General features: G+C 72.4%; 4 protein-coding genes. All 4 read right to left on the bottom strand.

Annotation, left to right across the window (positions count from 1 at the left end):
* Positions 1 to 841: 841 nt before the first annotated feature.
* Positions 842 to 2,536, bottom strand: a complete 1,695-nt coding sequence (locus tag GUY61_RS35180; protein ID WP_166634381.1) for a proline--tRNA ligase — start codon at positions 2,534 to 2,536, stop codon at positions 842 to 844.
* Positions 2,537 to 2,619: 83 nt separating this feature from the next.
* Positions 2,620 to 3,159: a GNAT family N-acetyltransferase gene (locus GUY61_RS35175; protein ID WP_166634380.1), complete on the bottom strand. Its 540-nt coding sequence runs from the start codon at positions 3,157 to 3,159 to the stop codon at positions 2,620 to 2,622.
* A 20-nt stretch (positions 3,160 to 3,179) separates the two neighbouring features.
* Entirely contained in the window at positions 3,180 to 4,025 is an 846-nt protein-coding gene (locus tag GUY61_RS35170; protein ID WP_166634379.1) for a DUF4081 domain-containing GNAT family N-acetyltransferase, read from the bottom strand.
* A gap of 180 nt (positions 4,026 to 4,205) precedes the next feature.
* Positions 4,206 to 4,489, bottom strand: a 284-nt coding sequence (locus tag GUY61_RS35165) for a flavodoxin-dependent (E)-4-hydroxy-3-methylbut-2-enyl-diphosphate synthase (protein WP_166634378.1), incomplete at its 5' end; no start/stop codon positions are given.

Here is a 4,489-nt window from a genome sequence, read left to right as displayed (position 1 = left end):
AACCAACTCAAAGGCTTCCGCGGCATCGCCACCCGCTACGAGAAGACCGCCACCTCCTACGAAGCAGCGGTCACACTCGCAGCAATCCTGATCTGGGCAAGATCAATTTGAAGACGGACCCTAGTGCCGCGTCAGCCAAGGTTCGCCCCGTCGCGACGCCTTGCACGGCACTCCCCCGCAGCCCTCCGGGCGCGGGAGGTACCCCCACGCCGCGTTGGCCGAAAGCCCGAGCAGGCCCACTACGAGGGCTTCCAGCCGCCTTGCGACGCTCCCCCTGCCTCCGGCGGGAGGTACCCCCGGCACCGGACGCCGCTCCTCAGCGGGCAAACCCCGACCGACGCGGCACTAGCCGACCGCGGATTGGTGAACGTGGGCATGGCCGGGGTGGGTGGCACGTCGGCTGCGGTGGGTGGCTGGCCGCGTTTGGCGTCCTGCGGGTGGCCGCCGGACGGGCCGGGCCCAGGGCCGGGCCCCGCGTGGGCGCTCAGCCCCGGCTCCGATCGACGCCCTACGCCGTCTCAGCGCCTGCGGACGACAGTCTGGGCGGGCAGGCCCGGTCTGGACAGCGCCTGCGGGAACGCCCCTCGACGCGGGCCTGGTCAGGCACGAAAGGCCGGCGAGTTCCCCGGCGGCGGCCGGGAGGGGGAACTCGCGGCGGCGCTCACGAGTACCGGGCCCTGCGGGCCCTCGGTGACATCGCCGGCCGCAGTCCGGCGTGTGCGGGTGCCGCCGGGCGGGCCGCGCCGTTGTGCGCGGGCGCGGGCCCCGGCCGGGGGACGCGCACGCCCGCCCGCCCCGGCCGGGGACCGGGGCCGGCGGGTGACGAGAACCGGTGAGGGTGTCAGGCGGTGAGGCGGGCGACGGCCTCGTCGACGGTGAGTTCCTCGCGCTCGCCCGTGCGGCGGTCCTTCAGCTCCACGACGCCCTCCGCGGAGCGGCGGCCCGCGACGAGGATCTTGGGGACGCCGATGAGTTCCGCGTCGGTGAACTTCACGCCGGGCGAGACGCCCGCCCGGTCGTCGACGAGGACCCGCAGGCCCGCGGTGCCCAGCTTCTCGGCGACGTCCAGGGCCAGCTCCGTCTGGAGGGCCTTGCCCGCCGCGACGACGTGCACGTCGGCCGGGGCGATCTCGCGCGGCCAGCACAGGCCCTGCTCGTCCGCGGTCTGCTCGGCGAGCGCCGCGACCGCCCGCGAGACGCCGATGCCGTACGAGCCCATGGTGACCCGCACGGGCTTGCCGCTCTGGCCGAGGACGTCGAGCTGGAAGGCGTCGGCGTACTTGCGGCCCAGCTGGAAGATGTGGCCGATCTCGATGGCCCGGTCGAGCTTCAGGCCGGTGCCGCAACTGGGGCAGGGGTCGCCCTCCTCGACCACGACGACGTCGAGGTAGTCGTCGACCTCGAAGTCCCGGCCGCACACGACGTTCCTGGCGTGGGTGTCGGGCTTGTTCGCACCGGTGATCCAGGCGGTGCCGGGCGCGACCCGCGGGTCGGCGATGTAGCGGACCTTGCCGAGGCCCTGCGGGCCGACGTAGCCGCGCACGAGGTCGGGGCGGCCCTCGAAGTCCTCGGCGGTGACGAGCTCGACGACGGCCGGGGCGAGGTGCTCGCCCAGCTTGCCCAGGTCGACCTCGCGGTCGCCGGGCACGCCCACGGCCACGATCTCGCCGTCGACCTTGACCAGGAGGTTCTTCAGGGTCGCCGAGGCCGGGACGCCGAGGTGCTCGGCGAGGGTCTCGATGGTCGGGGTGTCGGGGGTGTCCAGTTCCTCGACCGGACCGTACTCGGCGCCCTCGACCGGCTTCAGCTCGAAGGTCACGGCCTCCGTGTTCGCCGCGTAGTCGCAGTTGGGGCAGTCGACGAAGGTGTCCTCGCCGGCCGCGGCCGGGGCCAGGAACTCCTCGGAGGCCGAACCGCCCATCGCGCCGGAGACGGCGGAGACGATGCGGTAGTCGAGACCGAGGCGCCGGAAGATGTTGATGTACGCCTCGCGGTGCAGGCGGTAGGACTCGGCCAGGCCCTCGTCCGTGGTGTCGAAGGAGTACGAGTCCTTCATGTGGAACTCACGGCCGCGCAGCACACCGGAGCGGGGGCGGGCCTCGTCGCGGTACTTCACCTGGATCTGGTAGAGGATCACCGGCAGGTCCTTGTAGGACGAGCACTGGTCCTTCACCAGCAGGGTGAAGATCTCCTCGTGCGTCGGGCCGAGGAGGTACTCGGCGCCCTTGCGGTCCTTGAGACGGAACAGCAGGTCGCCGTACTCCTCCCAGCGGCCCGTCGCCTCGTACGGCTCCTTGGGGAGCAGCGCGGGGAGCAGCACCTCCTGGCCGCCGATGGCGTCCATCTCCTCGCGGACCACCCGCGCGACGTTCTCCAGCACCTTCTTTCCGAGCGGCAGCCAGCTCCAGACCCCCGCGGACGACCGGCGTACGTATCCGGCGCGGACCAGCAGCTTGTGGCTGAGGGTCTCGGCGTCCGCCGGGTCGTCGCGCAGTGTCTTGAGCATCAACCGGGACATGCGCTGGACCTGGGCCATGGTGAACAACTCCTGCTCGAAAAAGGTGATGGCAGGAGGTTAGCCGGGGCGGTCCGGCTGCCGGAAATCCGTTATGGAGTCGATCAAGGCCGGCGCAGCAGCGGCAGGGGGGCTCCCATCACCGCGTAGGGCATGGCGGCACTGGGGAAAAGCACCCGTCTGGCCAGGTCGGCGTACCCCAGCGAGCGGTACAGGCCGCGCGCCGGGCTCTCGGTGTCGATCGCGGAGAGGATGGAGCGCGGCTCGGTGGCGGAGTCCGTGATGGTGGTGATCAGCCGGCGCCCGATGCCCAGCTTCTGGTACGCCGGGTGGACGTGCAGCTCGGTGATGACGAAGGAGTCGTCGAGCCATGCCTCGTTCCCCGCCGCGCGCAGGTACGGTTCGACGACCGTGGACCACCAGTGCGTGCGGTCGTTGGGCATGCCGTACACGAAGCCGACCAGCCGCCCCGAGTCGGTGGTGGCGCCGAGGGCGCGGGCCCCGGGAGAGGTCAGGTGCCGCAGCACGATGTGGCGGCGGATGCCCGTCTCCTCGGCGGAGAGCCCGAACGCGAGCGCCTGTACGGCCAGCGCGTCGTCCACGCGCGCGGCGAGGTCGAGGGGCCCGACCACCACATCATCCATGCGGCGAGCGTACCGGGCGGTCAGAACAGCACACTCATGAAGGCGCCGGTCTCGCGGAACCCGACGCGGCGGTAGGAGGCGCGGGCCGCGGTGTTGAAGTCGTTGACGTAGAGGCTGACGACGGGCGCGACGTCGGTGAGGGCGTGGCGCAGGACGGCGGCCATGCCGGTCTCGGACAGGCCGCGGCCGCGGAACTCGGGGGCGACCCAGACGCCCTGGATCTGGCAGGCACGGGTGGTGGCGGCACCGATCTCCGCCTTGAAGACGACCCGGCCGTTCTCTATCCGTGCGAAGGAGCGGCCGGTGCCGACGAGTTCGGCGACCCGCGCCTGGTAGAGCAGCCCGCCGTCGCCGGCGAGCGGGGAGATGCCGACCTCCTCGGTGAACATGGCCACGCAGGCGGGCATGATCACGTCCATCTCGTCCTTGCGGACGCGGCGCACCAGCGGGTCGGGGGCGATCTCGGCGGAGGGCCGGTCGGTGACCATCAGCGGCTGGCGGGAGCGCACCTCGCGGGCGGGTCCCCAGTGGGGTTCTAGGAGCGACCACAGGACGGAGGTGGCCTCGGCCGGGCCGACGATGGAGGAGCAGCGGCGGCCGGCCCTGCGTGCCCGGTCGGCGAAGGCGCGTACGGCCGCGGGGGTGGCGCAGACGGGCACCAGGTTGGCGCCGGAGTAGCACAGCGAGCGCAGCTGCCCGTCGGCGTACCAGCCCCACATCTCGCCGCCGAGCCGCCAGGGGTCGAGGCCGGCGACCTGCACGCGCGAGGCGACGAAGGCGTTGGCGACCGGCTCGCGGTCGAGGACGGCGAGCGCGGCGTCGAGGTCGCCGGGTTCGAGCACCCTGGTGGTGGATGTAGTCAACACGTGTCGGGGGGCCTCACCGTGCGGTCTTCGGATCTCCGCACTGTACCTGTCGTTCTTGTGCGGCGCCCCTCGCGCTGGTCGCCCCCGCCGCGACCTGCGGCGCGGGGCCCGGGTGCCCGATCCGGCTGCCCGGCCCGTCCCCGGGCGGCCGTGCCGCCGGGGGACGGTGCCGGCGGGGGTTCAGCCCGCGACGGCGACGCTGGGTTCGCCGGAGGGGACGCCGTCCTTCTCCATCTGCTCGGCGATCTTCATCGCCTCTTCGATGAGGGTCTCGACGATCTTCGACTCGGGAACCGTCTTGACGACCTCGCCCTTCACGAAGATCTGCCCCTTGCCATTGCCCGACGCCACCCCCAGATCGGCCTCACGCGCCTCACCGGGACCGTTGACGACACAGCCCATCACCGCCACCCGCAGCGGAACCTCCATACCCTCCAGCCCCGCCGTGACCTCCTCCGCCAGCT

The sequence above is a fragment of the Streptomyces sp. GC420 genome (genome assembly GCF_009916105.1).
Taxonomy (GTDB): domain Bacteria; phylum Actinomycetota; class Actinomycetes; order Streptomycetales; family Streptomycetaceae; genus Streptomyces.
Note: the sequence above shows the minus strand (reverse complement) of the source record. Positions and strands in the feature narration are given on the sequence as shown.